The following is a 14,955-nucleotide window of genomic DNA, read 5'->3' as shown; positions in this document are numbered from 1 at the left end:
CAGTCGCGCGGGATTGTCAATAAAACAGGAGAAACGAGCCGCCTGCGGGTATCATTGAGTGCCGCAACGCAGAAATTATCGACAATTCGACCGCCGGGCCGAACGACACCGGCGACTTGCTACTTGCCCTTGGCGCGCATGAAGTCGAAATCGCAGCCTTCGTCGGCCTGCAGGATGGTGTCGTTGAAGAGATGCGCGTAGCCGCGCTTGGCCCAGTCGGGCGTACCGGCCGGCGCGAGCGCGTCGCGGCGCTTCTGCAATTCGGCTTCGTCGACCAAAAGATCGATGCTGCGCTTGGCGACATCGAGCCGGATCATGTCGCCGTTCCGCACCAGCCCGAGCGGACCGCCGACGGCGGATTCCGGCGTGATGTGCAGCACGATGGTGCCGAACGCGGTGCCGCTCATCCGCGCATCGGAGATGCGGACCATGTCCTTCACGCCGGCGCGCGCGAGTTTCTTCGGGATCGGCAGGTAACCCGCCTCCGGCATGCCCGGCGCGCCCTTCGGGCCGGCATTGCGCAACACCAGCACGTCGTCGGCGGTCACATCGAGCGCGGGATCGTCGACCCGCAGCGTCATGTCCTCGACCGATTCGAACACCACGGCGCGGCCGGTGTGCTGCAATAGTTTCGGGCTCGCCGCCGACTGCTTGATCACGGCGCCGCGCGGCGCGAGATTGCCGTGCAGGATCGCCATCGCGCCTTCGGATTTGATCGGGTTCGCCTTGGAGCGGATCGCATCCTGCCCCGGCACATCCTCGGCATTGGCGACGACCTCGCGCAAGGTCTGGCCGGTGATGGTCTTGGCATCGAGATCGATGAGGTCGCCGAGCTGCGCCATCAGCTTCGGCACGCCACCGGCGTGATGGAAATGCTCCATGTAGTGTTCGCCCGACGGCTTGAGGTCGACCAGCACGGGGACCTCGCGGCCGAGCTTGTCGAACGCCTCGAGGTCGATCTTGTGCGGCGAGCGGTTGGCGATCGCCGTGAGGTGGATCAGCCCGTTGGTCGAGCCGCCGATCGCCTGCATGACGACCTGGGCGTTGCGGAACGAGGATGGCGTCAGGATCTCGCTCGGCTTCGGTCCCTTGGTCTTCGCCATCTCGGCGGCGATGCGGCCGCTGGCCTCGGCGGAACGGAAGCGTTCGGCATGGGGCGCCGGGATCGTCGCGCTCATCGGCAGCGACAGGCCGAGCGCCTCGGTGATGCAGGCCATGGTGGAGGCAGTGCCCATCACCATGCAGGTGCCGACCGAGGGCGCGAGGCGGCCGTTCACCGCCTCGATCTCGTTGTCGTCGATCTCGCCGGCGCGATACTTGCCCCACAGCCGGCGGCAGTCCGTGCAGGCGCCGAGCACCTCGCCCTTGTGATGGCCGACGACCATGGGCCCGACCGGAATCACCACCGTCGGCAGATCGGCGCTGATCGCAGCCATGATCTGCGCCGGCAAGGTCTTGTCGCAACCGCCGATCACGATCACCGCATCCATCGGCTGGGCGCGGATCATTTCCTCGGTATCCATCGCCATCAGGTTGCGCAGATACATCGAGGTCGGGTGCGCAAAGGTCTCCGCGATCGAGATGGTCGGGAACACGAACGGCATCGCGCCCGACAGCATCACGCCGCGCTTCACGGCCTCGATGATGTCAGGCACGTTGCCGTGGCAGGGATTGTAGTCGCTGTAGGTGTTGGTGATGCCGACGATCGGGCGATTGAGCGCATCGTCAGAATAGCCCATCGCCTTGATGAACGCCTTGCGCAGGAACAGCGAGAAGCCGGCGTCACCATAGCTTGTCAGTCCCTTGCGAAGTCCGTCGGCCATTTTCTTCTCGTCCCGTGGTTGTTCGGCCGCACTTAAGGAGCGGCAGGAATTATTGTCAATATGAGATAATCCGGTCGCGGCTTGTGGCTGGTCTGTGGCAAAATCGCCCCCATTATTGACAATAACCGTGGCGCTATGCTGACCTCAGGCACCGATCCAAAGCCGAGAGCGCATGACAGCCGAGCCCACATTGCCCGAACTCCAGGCCCCCTCGCGCGAGGAGGAACAGGCGGAGGTGATCCGCCGGCTGGAGGAGGACATCATCTTCGGCCGCTTCGCACCCGGTTTGCGGCTGGTCGAGGATAACCTGATGCAGCGCTATGGCGCGAGCCGGCATTTCGTCCGCCAGGCGCTGTTCCAGCTCGAGCGCCAGGGCATCGTGCTGCGCGAGAAGAATGTGGGCGCTACGGTACGGTTCTATTCGGCCGAGGAAGTGCGGCAGATCTATGAGGTGCGCGAGATGTTGACGCGCCAGGCCGCGCTGATGATCGCCCTGCCCGCGCCGCAAAGCCTGATCGACCAGTTGAGCGAACTGCAACGGCACTACTGCATCAAGGCCGAGGCGCAGGACATGCGCGGCATTCACGAGACCAACGATGCATTCCACCTCGCGCTGTTCTCCGCCTGTGGCAATCCTTACCTCGTCCGCTCATTGCAGGACTACATGAACCTGACACTGCCGATGCGCGCCAAGAATCTCGCCGACAGCGAGGGCCTCGCATTGTCGCGCCGCCAGCACGAATTGATGATCGAGCTCTTGAAGGGCCGCGACAGCTGGGCGCTGGCGCAGCTTTGCGTCGATCACATGCAGTACAGCAAGGCGGATTATCTCGTCCGCATCTCCAACGACAAAAAGCCGCAATAGCGCGATACGCGGCCTCCTCGTGAAGGAGACCGCGATGCGCTATGTGGCTATATTCCTTGGATCGCTGGCCGTGCAGCTTGCGCTTGGCGGCGTTGGCGAAGCGGCCGATCCGCGCGCGACGCAGCTCACCTACGAGCCCTGGACCAAGACGTGCCTGACAGAGGCGAGCTGCTTCGTCGGCGCAGCCGCGCGCGGTCGGTGCTCGCCATCGGGCGGCACACTCAGCGTCTCGCCGCAGAGCAGCAAGCGCGCGATCGTGAGCGCCAATGTCGGAACGCGGACCATGCTGGAAGGCACGATCAGCCTCCGCATCGATCAGGACGAGCCGATCCAGATCGCGAGGCCGCATTGCTACACGCTCGGCTGCGGCGGCACGCTCGAGGCCGACGGCGAAATGATCGAGCGGCTGAAGCACGCGCAGACGATCGCTGTCGAAGCCAAGAACCTCACCGGGCAGACCATAAGCCTCGCCTTTCCCCTCACGCACTTCGCCGAGACCTTTGACGGGCCCGGCAGCCCGCCCAAGACATCCGGGCAAGGTTCGAAGGAGGCGCAGCAGCACACCGAATCCGTGAAGCAACTGCCGCAATGCGAGGATTGATCACTTCTTCCAGTCGATCACCCTCTCCTTGTCGCCGTCGAACTCCATGCTGCAGAACGCGCCGCCCTGGTAATAGTCGCCGACCGGATCCGGCGGCAGCTTGGCCTGCTCGGCCATCGCGTGCTCGCGGAAATCTTCAGCCCTTCCGGTCGGACGATAGCCGAGATCGTAGGCGCGGTGATTGTCCCACCACGAGCGCTCATTGTAGGACGCGCCGTACAGCACCTCGAAATGGATGTCGGGATGCTCGAGCCCGATGCGGCAGAGCTGGACGAGGTCTTCCGGCTTGAGCCAGATCGAGAGCCTGCGGTGGTCGAGCGGCGCCTCACCGAAATTGCCGATCCGGAGGCACGTGACCTTGATGCCGTGCTTGTCGGCATAGAGCGCGCCGACGCCTTCGCCGAACACCTTGCTCACACCATAACGACTATCCGGCCGCGCGGTGACGTCGGTGCCGATGCGGTGATGACGCGGATAGAACCCGACCGCGTGATTGGACGAGGCGAAGATCACGCGCTTGACGCCCTTTTTGCGCGCCGCCTCGAACAGATTGTAGCAGCCGATGATGTTGGACTGCAGGATCGCGTCCCAGGGTCCTTCGACCGAATAGCCGCCGAAATGCAGGATGCCGTCGACGCCCTCGCAGATCGCCTCGACCTGCGCAAGGTCGGCGAGATCGGCCGCCTTGAACTTTTCGTTGCTGCCGAGATCGGAGGGCTGCTTGATATCGCTCAGCAGGAGATCCGGATAGATCGGCGGCAACAGCTTGCGCAGGCTCGTTCCGATTCCCCCCGATGCGCCGGTCATCAATATGCGTGGCATGCCGTCCCTCTTCTTTCCTGATTGCTGCGATCGAATTGCGGTCGCAGGCCGACAATGATAGCAAACCAGGCGCTCAAGGAAACACCATCGAAACACAACAACGAGAACAGCAAATGTCCGATGTTCATTCCGCCGGCTGGCGTCCCGCGACCTGCTATCCCGATCCCGCGATCCGCACGCTCGATCCGCGCTTCGAGAAATACTGGCTGAAACTCTCCGCCGTCGAACGCATCGCCACCGGCCTACGCTGGGCCGAGGGTCCGGTGTGGTTCGGCGACGGCCGCTATCTGTTGTGCAGCGACATCCCGAACCAGCGCATCCTCAAATGGGAGGAAGAGACCGGCGCGGTCAGCATCTTCCGCAAGCCGTCGAACTTCGCCAACGGCAACACCCGCGATCGCCAGGGCCGGCTGATCACCTGCGAGCATGGCGGCCGCCGCGTGGTGCGCACCGAATATGATGGATCGATTACGGTGCTGATCGATTCCTTCGGCGGCAAGCGGCTGAACTCGCCAAACGACGTCGTGGTGAAATCCGACGGCTCGATCTGGTTCACCGATCCGATCTTCGGCCTGCTCGGCAACTACGAAGGCTACAAGGCCGATCCCGAGATCGAGCCCAACGTCTACCGGCTCGATCCCGCAACCCGCGAGTCCACCATCGTCGCCGAGGGCGTGCTGGGACCGAACGGGCTGTGCTTCTCGCCGGACGAGAAGATCCTCTACGTCGTGGAATCCCGCGGCGAGCCGAACCGCAAGATCCTCGCCTATGACGTCGCAGCCGACGGCAAGACGATCTCCAACAAGCGCGTCTTCATCGACGCCGGCCCGGGCACGCCCGACGGCATGCGCTGCGACATCGACGGCAATCTGTGGTGCGGCTGGGGCATGGGTGATCCCGAACTCGACGGCGTCGTCGTGTTCGCGCCCGACGGCGTCATGATCGGCCGCATCGCGCTGCCGGAGCGCTGCGCCAACCTCTGCTTCGGCGGCGTCAAGCGCAACCGCCTGTTCATGGCGGCGAGCCAGTCGATCTATGCGCTCTACGTCAACACCCAAGGCGCGCTCGGCGGCTAGCCCGGCCGTCATTGCGAGGAGCGAAGCGACGAAGCAATCCATCTGTCCGCCCGTGAGGAGAGATGAATTGCTTCGCTTCGCTCGCAATGACGGCGAGACTGCAACCTTCATCTTCGCAAGATTCGCACTCTGCAAGACATTGCGCCCCCAAAATGGCTGACGCCGGAGCAGTTGCCTGCCCCGGCGCCAGAATGTTGTCTCTCGTGGCTCGGCTTACGCGGCGTTGTAGCCGGCGACCGCCTTGGCCTCGAGATATTCTTCCAGACCGTAGCGGCCCCACTCGCGGCCGTTGCCGGACTGCTTGTAGCCACCGAACGGTGCGGTGCGCTCGTTCGGCACGCCCTGCAGGTTGACGTTGCCGGCGCGGATCTGGCGGCCGACGCGGCGCGCGGTTTCCACGGTGTCGGCGGAGACGTAACCGGCGAGACCATACGGCGTGTCGTTGGCGATCTTCACCGCGTCGGCTTCGTCCTTGGCGCCGAGGATGGTCAGCACCGGTCCGAAGATCTCTTCGCGGGCGATCGTCATGTCGTTGGTGACGTCGGCGAAGATGGTCGGACGGACATAGAAGCCCTTGTTGACGCCCTCGGGCAGGCCCGGGCCGCCGGCGACGAGCGTTGCGCCCTCGTCGATGCCCTTCTGGATCAGCGCCTGGATCTTGTCCCACTGGCCGCGGTTGACCACCGGACCGATCGTGGTGCCGTCGGCACGCGGATCGCCGGCCTTGGTCTTGTCGGCGACGCCCTTCGCGATGGCGGCCACTTCCTTCATCTTGGAGAGCGGCACGATCATGCGCGACGGCGCGTTGCAGGACTGGCCCGAGTTGTTGAACATGTGCATCACGCCGCCGGTCACCGCCTTGGTCAGGTCGGCACCGTCGAGGATCACGTTCGGCGACTTGCCGCCGAGCTCCTGGCTGACGCGCTTCACGGTCGGGGCCGCACGCTTGGCGACGTCGACGCCGGCGCGGGTCGAACCGGTGAACGAGATCATGTCGATGTCCGGGTGCTCGCTCATCGCCGCACCTACCTCCGGGCCGAGGCCGTTGAGCAGGTTGAACACGCCCTTCGGCACGCCGGCTTCATGGAGGATTTCCGCGAAGATCAGCGCCGAGGTCGGGGTGAACTCCGACGGCTTCAGGATCATGGTGCAACCGGCGGCGAGCGCGGGCGCGACCTTGCAGGCGATCTGGTTCAGCGGCCAGTTCCAGGGGGTGATCATGCCGACGACGCCGACCGGCTCGCGCACGATCACGGCGGTGCCCATGGTCTCCTCGAACTCGTACTTCTTCAGCACTTCGAGGGTGTTCATGAGGTGGCCAAGGCCGGCGCCGGCCTGCAGCTTCTCGGCCATCGGCAACGGCGCGCCCATTTCGTCGGAGACGGCCGCGCCGATCTCCTTCATGCGGCCCTTGTAGACCTCGACGATCTTGGTGAGCAGCGCGACGCGCTCCTCGCGGCTGGTCCGGGAAAAGGTCTCGAAGGCGCGCTTGGCGGCGGCGACTGCCTTGTCGACATCGGCCTTGGAGCCGAGCGCAATCTCATACATCGCTTCTTCGGTTGCCGGATTGACGACCGGGGTGGACTTGCCTTTGACGACGGGATCGACCCAGGCGCCGTCGATGTAGAATTGCATGCGATTGACCATCGGAAACCTCTTGTACGGGGCGTATGGAATGGGGAACGAAAGCGTTCGGCAGGCATCCTTGCACGAAAGCCCGGCGAATTGAACCCGCCATATGCGGGACGCGGCTCGTGCGCGTCCGCGAGATATAAGGGCCGAGCCGCACGTGTGGCAAGGCTCCTTCGCACTCCCCTTCCGGTGATGCTACACCGCCATCTTGCGATGCCGCACCGGGGCGCCGACCGAGACGCTTTCCGCCGCGTCGATGATGGCGTTGGCGTCGATGCCGTAGTGGCGGTAGAGGTCGCCGATCGTGCCGGTCTGGCCGAAATGCTCGACACCGAGCGCCTCGACACGGTGGCCGCGCACGCTGCCGAGCCAGCCGAGCGTTGCCGGATGGCCGTCGATCACGGTCACAATGCCGCAGTCGCGGCCGAGCGGCGCCAGCATGCGCTCGATATGACTCAAATGCTGCGCGCCGCGGCGGTCGCGGCGCAAATTCCGCGCGGCGGACCAACCCGCATAGAGCCGGTCGGCGGAGGTGACCGCCAGCAGACCGACGTCGCGGTGGCTCTCGCCGATCAGGCCGACCGCCTCGATCGCCTCCGGCGCGACGGTGCCGGTATACGCAATGACGATGTCGCAGTTCGGGCCCGGCTTGCGCATCCAATAGGCGCCGTCGGTGATGTCGCGCTGCAGGTCCGGGGTCATGATCCGTTGCGGCTGCTCCAGCGTACGGGTCGAGAGTCGCAAGTAAACCGAACCACCCTCGGCACCCTCGCGCTGCATGTGGCCAAAGCCCCAGCCCATGATCACGGCAAGTTCATCGACGAAGGCCGGATCGAACGAGGCGAGCCCGTCCTGCCCGATCCCGATCAAGGGCGTCTTGATCGACTGATGCGCGCCGCCTTCCGGCGCCAGCGAGATGCCCGACGGCGTCGCCGCCACCATGAAGCGGGCATCCTGGTAGCAGGCATAGTTCAGCGCATCGAGGCCGCGTTCGATGAAGGGATCGTACAGCGTGCCGACCGGCAACAGCCGCGCGCCGTTGATCTGGTGCGACAGGCCGAGCGCCGACAGCATGATGAACAGATTCATCTCGGCGATGCCGAGCTCGAGGTGCTGTCCCTTCGGCGAATATTCCCAGGTGTAGGCGGACGGGATCTTCTCCTGCCGGAACAAGTCGTGGTTCTCCGCCTTCGCGAACAGGCCGCGGCGGTTGACCCAGGCGCCGAGATTGGTCGACACGGTGACATCGGGCGATGCGGTGACGATGCGCGAGGCGAGTTCGCTATCGCCGCGCGCCAGTTCGTGCAGCACGAGACCAAAACCCTGTTGCGTCGACATCTGCGCCGAGGCCTTGAAGGCCAGCCGTTCCGGCACGTCGATTTCTGGCGCCGACAGGCGGCGGCGCCCCTCGCGGTTGAACGGCGCCTCGGCCAGGAAGGCCTCGAGCTTCGCAGGCTCCTGCGAAAGGCCCTCGAACTTGTCCCACTCGTGGCCGGGGCGGATATTCTGCGCGGCGCGCCACTTCTCCATCTGGGCGACCGTCATCAGGCCGGCGTGGTTGTCCTTGTGGCCCTGCATCGGCAGGCCGACACCCTTGATGGTATAGGCGATGAAGCAGACCGGCCGATCATGGTCGATCGCCTCGAAGGCCTCGATCATGCTCGCCATATCGTGGCCGCCGAGGTTCGACATCAGCGCCAGCAACTCGTCATCGCTGCGGCGCTCGATCAGCGCCGACACCTCACCCTGGTCGCCAATGTCGTCGCGCAGATGCTTGCGGAACGCGGCGCCGCCCTGAAAGCAGAGCGCGGCGTACATCTGGTTCGGGCAGTTGTCGATCCAGCGCCGCAGCGCCTCGCCGCCGGGCTCGGCGAACGCCTCGAGCATCAGCTTGCCGTACTTCACGATCACCACGTCCCAGCCGAAGTTGCGGAACATGGTCTCGAACTTGGCCCACAGCCCCTCGCGCACCACGGCGTCGAGCGACTGCCTGTTGTAGTCGACCACCCACCAGGTGTTGCGCAGGCCGTGCTTCCAGCCCTCGAGCAACGCCTCGAAGATGTTGCCCTCGTCCATCTCGGCGTCGCCGACCAGCGCGATCATGCGGCCCTCAGGCCGGTCCTGCAGCCAGCCGTGCGCCTTGACGTAATCCTGCACCAGCGAGGCGAACAGCGTCTGCGCGACGCCGAGGCCGACCGAGCCGGTCGAGAAGTCGACGTCGTCGCTGTCCTTGGTGCGCGAGGGGTAGGACTGCGCGCCCTTGTAGCCGCGAAAATTCTCCAGCTTGTCGCGGGTCTGGTGGCCGAACAGATACTGGATGGCGTGGAACACCGGGCTCGCATGCGGCTTCACCGCGACGCGGTCCTGCGGACGCAACACCGAGAAATAAAGCGCCGACATGATGTTGGCGAGCGAGGCCGACGAGGCCTGGTGGCCGCCGACCTTCAACCCGTCGGTAGAGGGCCGCACGTGATTGGCGTGATGGATGGTCCACGAGGACAGCCACAGCACCTTGCGGGCCAGGGCGGACAGCATGTCGAGGCGTTCGGGCGCGATTCCCATGGCAATGCTCCGGGCGATATGCCGGAATGTTACTGCCGCAGGCGGCGGCGAAAATCTCAATTCCACGCGACAGCACAGGAAAAATTGGGATAAATTCCCACGATCCAACTTCAATTGACGAGTTCATCCCAATGCCTGCCCTCGATGCCATCGACCGCAAGATCCTGAGTCTGCTCCAGACCGACAGCCGCATGACCATGCAGGAACTCGCCGACAAGGTCGGGCTGTCGGTGTCGCCTTGCCACCGCCGGGTCAAGCTGCTCGAGGAGCGCGGCGTGATCTCTCGCTACATCGCAACCGTCGACCAGAAGTCGATCGGGCTGCACGTCTCCGTCTTCATCTCGATCAAGCTGGCGCGCCAGAAGGAGGAAGACCTCAACCGCTTCGCGCGCGCGATCTCGAAATGGGACGAGGTGCTCGAATGCTATCTGATGACCGGCAACCGCGACTATCTGCTGCGCGTCGTCGCCGCCGACCTCTCCTCCTATGAGGCATTCCTGAAGAACAAGCTGACCCGGCTCGACGGCATCGCCTCCATCGAGTCGAGCTTTGCGCTGAGCCAGGTGAAGTATTCGACGGCGTTGCCGGTGTGAGGACGTTGGTTGGTCACTCGAATGGCGCCAACCCCACAGTGTCGTCCCGGCGAAGGCCGGGACCCATACGCCGCAGCAGTTGTTGTGAGAGGGACTCGTCGTTGCAGCATCGCTTAACAATTTGCATTTGGGGTTATGGGTTCCCTGCTTTCGCAGGGACGGCACTGAGTGTGTGAATCGTCCGAGCTTTGCGTCTCGTTCCGTTTTGCAAAGGAGGCTTGCGCCGTCGGGCAACTCAGTGATTGGCGCTGGCGCTCTGGCCGGCTCCTCGCCGCGACGACCAGGCTACGGCGCGATCCATATCCCAATCACGATGATGGCCAGTGAGACGGCAATGACCAGCATATCGGTGGTGAGCCAATCGGGCATTCCGTTTGATGGCTGCTCGCTCATGTCCGCGACTCCTTCTGTTCGCGTCGAGCCAATATGCTGGAGCGGACCGGCGCGAACGAGGATGAACTGGTTCACATAAAGCTAGGAAAAAGCGGCAAATTCCGCGTGTTTTAGCGCGCGCAAGTTGCGCCACACGGTCGATCTGCCGCGCAGGTTTCTGAACATGTTCGGCAACGCCGCCGCTTTGGCACAGTCACCATCATCGTCGTTCAACGCGCTGCAAGAGGCGGCTGAACGTCACCGGATTGCGGGCGCAGCGCCGACCTGCCGCCACGCGACAGGCCACACATGGCCGACGAAACGGCCGAGGTAGTGGACTCGCCGTCCCGTCCTGATCCTCACAGCACCTTGCGCTGTGCGAGGTTCGTCATCAGCGCACCGACGCCGAAGGTCCAGGGCTCGCATTCGTCGCTATTGCGCATCCGGTTGACCAGCTTGCCGAGCTGTGGTGCGGCGATGGTCACGATGTCGTCGCGCTTGTGGGTAAAGCCCTCGCCCTTGGCATCGCGATCCTTGACCGGCGCGAACATCGTGCCGAGGAACAGCGCAAATCCATCAGGATATTGATGCACGGGGCCGATGGTCTGGGCGACCAGATCGGTCGGGTCGCGGCTGATCTTGCTGATCGAGGAATGGCCCTCGAGCACGAAGCCGTCTGCGCCAGTCACGGTCAGGCCGACATCCATCTTCCTGACATCGTCGAGCGAGAAGGTCTGGTCGAACAGCCGGAACAGCGGGCCGATCGCGCAGGACGCGTTGTTGTCCTTGGCCTTCGACAGCAAGAGCGCCGAGCGCCCCTCGAAGTCGCGCAGATTGACGTCGTTGCCCAGCGCGGCGCCGACGATCTTGCCGGCGGCGGAGACAACAAGCACGACCTCCGGCTCCGGATTATTCCAGGTCGACTTCGGATGCAGCCCGGCATCCATGCCTGATCCGACCGAGGACAGCGTCGGCGCCTTGGTGAACACTTCGGCGTCGGGACCGATGCCGACCTCGAGATACTGGCTCCAGGCATTCTGATCGATCAGCACCTGCTTCAGTTTCATCGCCTGCTCGGAGCCGGGCTTCAGCTTGGAGAGATCGTCGCCGACCAGGCGCACCACTTCCTTGCGGATCGCGTCCGCCGAGGACGGATTGCCGCGCGCCCGCTCCTCGATCACGCGCTCCAGCATCGAGATCGCGAAGGTGACGCCGGCGGCCTTCAGCACCTGGAGATCGACCGGCGCCAGCAGATGCGGCCTGGTCTTGTCGCGGCCGTCGGGCGGGGTGTTGGCGAGGATCGCCTCGAAATCGTCGATCCGCTCGCCGCGCGTGGCGCGCAGCGCAGCCGCGGGATCGCTTTCCTCGCAAAGCGCGCTCACCGTCGGGAACCGCGCCGTGACGTCGAACACACCGTCCGCCCGCACCGCGACGACGGCCGGCCCGCCGGCCTGCGGCAGCCAGACCCGCCCGACCAGCGTGCCGGCGGTGCCGTCCTCCGGCAGGACGTCTTTTGGCGTGAGTGAAATCATCGGCACATCTCCCTTTTTGGTTTTGTCGGCTTGTTAGCACAGTCCGCCCGGCGGCGTGAAACAGCGGTCACGGCATTGTCATAGAGGGGTAACATCGCCCGTCAATGCTGCCGTCCGATCCATCTAACACACTGAAAGACGGACCTTCATGACGACCTCCGCCCTCACCGACGAAGCCTCCCGGGATGAAGCCTTGCGGGACGAAGCCTTGCGCGCCCGCATCCATCAGGAGATGGCCGACAGCCTCGACGAGGAACTCGAGCTCGAGCTCGACGACATGAGGCTCGACGAGCTCGACCATGACGGCGCCGCCGGCAGGCCGTCGATCGACCGCAAGTTCTATTTCCGCGAATTGCTGCGGCTGCAGGGCGAGCTGGTCAAGCTGCAGGACTGGGTGCAGCACGAGAAGAAAAAGGTCGTCGTGCTGTTCGAGGGCCGCGATTCCGCCGGCAAGGGCGGCGTGATCAAGCGCATCACCCAGCGGCTCAATCCGCGGGTCTGCCGGATCGCGGCGCTGCCGGCGCCCAACGAGCGCGAGCGCACGCAATGGTACTTCCAGCGCTATGTCTCGCATCTGCCGGCCGGCGGCGAGATCGTGCTGTTCGACCGCAGCTGGTACAACCGCGCCGGCGTCGAGAAGGTGATGGGGTTCTGCAGCGACGAGCAGTATGAGGAATTCTTCAACTCGGTGCCGGAATTCGAGCGCATGCTGATCCGCTCCGGCACCGTCCTCCTGAAATACTGGTTCTCGATCACCGACGAGGAACAGGCGTTCCGCTTCTCGATGCGGATCCAGGATCCGCTGAAGCAGTGGAAGCTGAGCCCGATGGACGTCGAGGCGCGGACCCGCTGGGAGCTCTACACCAAGGCGAAGGAAACGATGCTTGAACGCACGCACCTGCAGGACTCGCCGTGGTGGATCGTCGATGCCGTCGACAAGAAGCGCGCACGGCTCAACTGCATCTCGCATCTATTGAGCCAGATCCCCTATCAGGCGGTCACCCACCAGCCGGTGGTGCTGCCGCCGCGGGTGCGCAACCCGGACTATCACCGCGGCCCGATCCCGCAGGAGATGTACGTGCCCGGACGATATTGATTCTGGGCACGAGCACGCTCTGTCCTCCCCCCTTACGGGCAGGGCAATCGCATATGGAATGAACCGATTCTTCCGCGCCGTCATGGCCGGGCTTGTCCCGGCCATCCACGTCTTTTCTTCGCGTGGAAACGAAGACGTGGATGCTCGGGACAAGCCCGGTCATGACGAGTTTGTGGGAACTCCGATCGCCTCAAACCGCCATATGCGATTGCCCTACGCTTACGGGGGAGGATCACTAAATCGCGATTGGAGATTGTGAGGCAGCTCACTGGTCCTTTTGCGCCCTCCCTCTAAACCAGAGGTTGCTCGCAATTCGCGGGCCAGAAGGAGGCGTACGCTATGTTGAAAGAACATCTTGAAAGCAAAAGCTCGGCGACCGACCAGCCAGAAAGCTATAAGGGTGTTGCGACACATGCCATCCAAACCCTTGACCTCAGTTGGAGCGCGCCTATCCGTTACGGCGATTGCAAGCTGTCCGGCTTCTTGAACGGCACCCTGAACAACGGCCCCACTCTCAGGCTTCGTTCTGACGGAACAGCAGAATTGCTGGCAAAATTTTTCTCGACCGACGACGGTGATGTTTGGGTTATCGATCGTCTCGTTCTTTTGGACATTCACGGGACGGTGCTTTTTCAATTTCCACACCTTTCAAGTCCAGAAACCCAGACAGACAACCAAGTGCTCGATTGGGTAGCCGAACTGAGCTTCCCCGCCGTTTTCTTTTCTTCGGTCACAGGGGCGAACATGACCTATCGTTGCTAACCCCTAAGGGCGCGGTTCGCGGCTTATTCGACCTCCCCCACAAGCGGGAGAGGTGAAGTCCGGCACGTAGGCGACCGCGCCCTCGCCTTGCCTACCAATGGTGCAGACGCGCGCAGTGCAGACGCGCGCACTTGCTGGCACCGGATACCGACGCTAGGCTTCCCCCGATCTGGTGCAGGGAGGCCCGCTTGACTCAATCCGACGACATCAAAATCTCCGAAGATCGCCGTGACGCGCTGCGCTATGCGCTCGGGATCGGCAGCGGCGCGGCGCTCGCGGCCGCGATGGCAACGCCGGCCTCGGCGCAGACGCCAGCCGACAACACGCTGGATCGCATCCGGGCCAACAAGGTGCTGCGGATCGCGGTGCTGCCGGGCGAGCTGCCCTATTTCAACAAGGACCTCGCCTCGGGCACCTGGTCCGGCTTCTCGATCGAGATGGCCAACGATCTGGCCAAACTGCTCGACGTCAAGCTGGAATACGTCGAATCTACCTACGGCAATTCAATCCTTGATCTGCAGGCCAACAAGATCGATCTCGGCTTCGCGCTCAACCCGACGCCGCAGCGCGCGCTGGTGGTCGATTTCACCAATCTGGTGTTCCCGCATCCGTTCGGCGCGATGCTGAAGAAGGGGCTGGAAGCCAAGACCTGGGCCGACATCAACAAGCCCGAGGTCAAGATCGCAGTCGACGTCGGCTCGGCCAACGAGGCGGTGGCGCGCCGCTTCGCGCCGAACGCCACCATCAAGTCGCTGAAGTCGCGCGATGAGGTGATGCTGGAAATGTCGTCGGGCCGCGTCGACTGCGTGGTCAACGCGCTGGTGCTCGGGCTGACCGCGATCGCCAAGAACCCGAACCTCGGCACCTACAAGATCCTGGCCTCGCCGTCGGTGACGATCGCGAGCGGCACGGCGGTACGGCGCGAAGCCGACAAGCGCTGGCGCGATTTCCTTTCGGTGTGGATCGACTACAACCGCGGCATCGGCCAGATGCGCGAATGGTTCGTGAAGGGCCTCGGCCTCGCCGGCGTCAAGCCCGAGGATGTGCCGGTGGAGTTGAGTATTTGAGGCGATTGCCGAGACGGCAGTGATCTCCCTCGCCCGCTTGCGGGGGAGGGCCGGGGTGGGGGTGTCGCCACAAGCGACACCCTATGTATGGAGAGAGCCCCCACCCGGATCGCATCTAACGATGCGATCCGACCTCCCCCGCAAGCGGGAGA

General features: G+C 64.0%; 12 protein-coding genes. 7 read left to right on the top strand and 5 right to left on the bottom strand.

What is annotated here, in order from left to right:
* Positions 1–119 precede the first annotated feature (119 nt).
* On the bottom strand, positions 120–1,823 hold the full coding sequence (locus ACVW1B_RS05545; protein WP_456821310.1) for an IlvD/Edd family dehydratase: 1,704 nt from the start codon (positions 1,821–1,823) through the stop codon (positions 120–122).
* Between the two features lie 172 nt (positions 1,824–1,995).
* Between ACVW1B_RS05545 and ACVW1B_RS05540 the strand changes: the two genes are divergently transcribed.
* Together ACVW1B_RS05540 and ACVW1B_RS05535 are read left to right on the top strand one after the other, a co-directional pair.
* The gene (locus ACVW1B_RS05540) at positions 1,996–2,688 is read left to right on the top strand and encodes a GntR family transcriptional regulator (protein ID WP_057017495.1); all 693 of its coding nucleotides are present in this window, start codon (positions 1,996–1,998) and stop codon (positions 2,686–2,688) included.
* 34 nt (positions 2,689–2,722) lie between these two features.
* Positions 2,723–3,289 carry an invasion associated locus B family protein gene (locus tag ACVW1B_RS05535; RefSeq protein WP_253609691.1) on the top strand — a complete coding sequence of 189 codons (567 nt, stop codon included), beginning with the start codon at positions 2,723–2,725 and terminating at the stop codon, positions 3,287–3,289.
* Here the strand turns inward: ACVW1B_RS05535 and ACVW1B_RS05530 are convergent, their stop codons facing one another.
* Entirely contained in the window at positions 3,290–4,111 is an 822-nt protein-coding gene (locus ACVW1B_RS05530) for an NAD-dependent epimerase/dehydratase family protein (protein ID WP_050384739.1), read from the bottom strand. It abuts the gene before it with no gap.
* A gap of 113 nt (positions 4,112–4,224) precedes the next feature.
* On the opposite strand from ACVW1B_RS05530, the gene ACVW1B_RS05525 reads away from it, so the two are divergent.
* Positions 4,225–5,187, top strand: coding sequence for an SMP-30/gluconolactonase/LRE family protein (locus tag ACVW1B_RS05525; protein ID WP_456821309.1), 963 nt, complete (start codon positions 4,225–4,227; stop codon positions 5,185–5,187).
* A 213-nt stretch (positions 5,188–5,400) separates the two neighbouring features.
* Here the strand turns inward: ACVW1B_RS05525 and ACVW1B_RS05520 are convergent, their stop codons facing one another.
* Positions 5,401–6,834 (bottom strand): aldehyde dehydrogenase family protein, encoded by a 1,434-nt coding sequence (locus ACVW1B_RS05520; RefSeq protein ID WP_076827004.1) that lies wholly within the window; start codon positions 6,832–6,834, stop codon positions 5,401–5,403.
* A gap of 180 nt (positions 6,835–7,014) precedes the next feature.
* Positions 7,015–9,381, bottom strand: a complete 2,367-nt coding sequence (locus tag ACVW1B_RS05515; protein WP_076827006.1) for a transketolase — start codon at positions 9,379–9,381, stop codon at positions 7,015–7,017.
* A gap of 131 nt (positions 9,382–9,512) precedes the next feature.
* Between ACVW1B_RS05515 and ACVW1B_RS05510 the strand changes: the two genes are divergently transcribed.
* The gene (locus ACVW1B_RS05510) at positions 9,513–9,974 is read left to right on the top strand and encodes an Lrp/AsnC family transcriptional regulator (protein WP_016841346.1); all 462 of its coding nucleotides are present in this window, start codon (positions 9,513–9,515) and stop codon (positions 9,972–9,974) included.
* A 731-nt stretch (positions 9,975–10,705) separates the two neighbouring features.
* On the opposite strand, the gene ACVW1B_RS05505 is transcribed toward ACVW1B_RS05510, so the two are convergent.
* On the bottom strand, positions 10,706–11,878 hold the full coding sequence (locus ACVW1B_RS05505) for a fumarylacetoacetate hydrolase family protein (RefSeq protein ID WP_456781262.1): 1,173 nt from the start codon (positions 11,876–11,878) through the stop codon (positions 10,706–10,708).
* Positions 11,879–12,026: 148 nt separating this feature from the next.
* On the opposite strand from ACVW1B_RS05505, the gene ppk2 reads away from it, so the two are divergent.
* The 3 genes from ppk2 to ACVW1B_RS05490 all read left to right on the top strand — a co-directional run bounded on the left by ppk2 (position 12,027) and on the right by ACVW1B_RS05490 (position 14,803).
* The gene (gene ppk2 / locus ACVW1B_RS05500; RefSeq protein ID WP_456781263.1) at positions 12,027–12,974 is read left to right on the top strand and encodes a polyphosphate kinase 2; all 948 of its coding nucleotides are present in this window, start codon (positions 12,027–12,029) and stop codon (positions 12,972–12,974) included.
* 339 nt (positions 12,975–13,313) lie between these two features.
* A complete protein-coding gene (locus tag ACVW1B_RS05495) occupies positions 13,314–13,736 on the top strand; it encodes a DUF6294 family protein (protein ID WP_028331873.1) in 423 nt (140 codons plus the stop codon).
* A 188-nt stretch (positions 13,737–13,924) separates the two neighbouring features.
* Positions 13,925–14,803, top strand: a complete 879-nt coding sequence (locus ACVW1B_RS05490) for a transporter substrate-binding domain-containing protein (RefSeq protein ID WP_028331874.1) — start codon at positions 13,925–13,927, stop codon at positions 14,801–14,803.
* Positions 14,804–14,955 lie beyond the last annotated feature (152 nt).

This window comes from Bradyrhizobium sp. USDA 4502, assembly GCF_054063355.1.
Note: the sequence above shows the minus strand (reverse complement) of the source record. Positions and strands in the feature narration are given on the sequence as shown.

What these genes read in the sequence shown, in the direction of transcription:
- ACVW1B_RS05545 (WP_456821310.1), bottom strand. Translation starts at nt 1,823, where the DNA reads ATGGCCGACGGACTTCGCAAGGGACTGACAAGCTATGGTGACGCCGGC.
- ACVW1B_RS05540 (WP_057017495.1), top strand. Translation starts at nt 1,996, where the DNA reads ATGACAGCCGAGCCCACATTGCCCGAACTCCAGGCCCCCTCGCGCGAG.
- ACVW1B_RS05535 (WP_253609691.1), top strand. Translation starts at nt 2,723, where the DNA reads ATGCGCTATGTGGCTATATTCCTTGGATCGCTGGCCGTGCAGCTTGCG.
- ACVW1B_RS05530 (WP_050384739.1), bottom strand. Translation starts at nt 4,111, where the DNA reads ATGCCACGCATATTGATGACCGGCGCATCGGGGGGAATCGGAACGAGC.
- ACVW1B_RS05525 (WP_456821309.1), top strand. Translation starts at nt 4,225, where the DNA reads ATGTCCGATGTTCATTCCGCCGGCTGGCGTCCCGCGACCTGCTATCCC.
- ACVW1B_RS05520 (WP_076827004.1), bottom strand. Translation starts at nt 6,834, where the DNA reads ATGGTCAATCGCATGCAATTCTACATCGACGGCGCCTGGGTCGATCCC.
- ACVW1B_RS05515 (WP_076827006.1), bottom strand. Translation starts at nt 9,381, where the DNA reads ATGGGAATCGCGCCCGAACGCCTCGACATGCTGTCCGCCCTGGCCCGC.
- ACVW1B_RS05510 (WP_016841346.1), top strand. Translation starts at nt 9,513, where the DNA reads ATGCCTGCCCTCGATGCCATCGACCGCAAGATCCTGAGTCTGCTCCAG.
- ACVW1B_RS05505 (WP_456781262.1), bottom strand. Translation starts at nt 11,878, where the DNA reads ATGATTTCACTCACGCCAAAAGACGTCCTGCCGGAGGACGGCACCGCC.
- ppk2 (WP_456781263.1), top strand. Translation starts at nt 12,027, where the DNA reads ATGACGACCTCCGCCCTCACCGACGAAGCCTCCCGGGATGAAGCCTTG.
- ACVW1B_RS05495 (WP_028331873.1), top strand. Translation starts at nt 13,314, where the DNA reads ATGTTGAAAGAACATCTTGAAAGCAAAAGCTCGGCGACCGACCAGCCA.